Consider the following 805-nt stretch of genomic DNA (forward strand, 5'->3'; position numbering starts at 1 on the left):
GAGATGGCGGTCCCGGCCAATCGGATCACCGAACAGAGTACGGCGATCACGCCAGAGATGCTGCCGCTCATTGAGCTGACGCAGGACGAGATCGACCGGATCCTCGCCACAGTGCCCGGGGGGGTCGGCAACATCCAGGACATTTATGGCTTGTCGCCGCTGCAGGACGGCATCCTGTTCCATCATTTGCTGGCGGCAAAGGGCGATCCGTACCTGCTGGTGTCGCAGATGGCGTTTGCCGAGCGTGGGCTGCTCGAGCGCTATCTTGCCGCGGTCCAGCGGGTGGTGGATCGGAATGACATCCTGCGCACCTCGTTTGTCTGGGAGGGGCTGTCGCGCCCGGCGCAGGTGGTGTGGCGGAAGGCGCAACTGGAGGTGACCGAGGTCGAGCTGGACGGGTCTGCTGGTCCTGGCGCCGCGCAGCTTAAGGATCGGTTTGATCCGCGCCGGCAGCGCATCGATCTTGGCCGAGCGCCCTTGTTGCGGTTTGTGATTGCGCGCGAGCCCGGCCATGGGCGCTGGCTGCTGCTGGAGCTGCAGCATCATCTGATCGGGGATCACACCACACTGGAGGTGATGCGTGCCGAGGTCCAGGCTGTGCTGGAGGGACGCGAGCATGAGCTGACGACGCCGCAGCCATTCCGCAATCTGGTGGCGCAGGCGCACCTACGCCGTGATGCCAAGGCTGATGAAGCGTTCTTCCGGGAACTGCTGGCGGACATCGACGAGCCGACCACGCCGTTCGGCTTGAGCGAGGTGCGCGGCGACGGCGGCGGGGTTCGAGAGGCGCAGCGGATGCTGCCGC

1 protein-coding gene is annotated in these 805 nt (G+C 65.8%); it reads left to right on the top strand.

Features of this window, described 5'->3' with window-relative positions:
• On the top strand, positions 1-805 hold an 805-nt coding region (locus XH88_RS25640; protein WP_271671030.1), incomplete at both ends, for a condensation domain-containing protein.

The organism is Bradyrhizobium sp. CCBAU 51627, assembly GCF_028128765.1.
GTDB lineage: Bacteria > Pseudomonadota > Alphaproteobacteria > Rhizobiales > Xanthobacteraceae > Bradyrhizobium.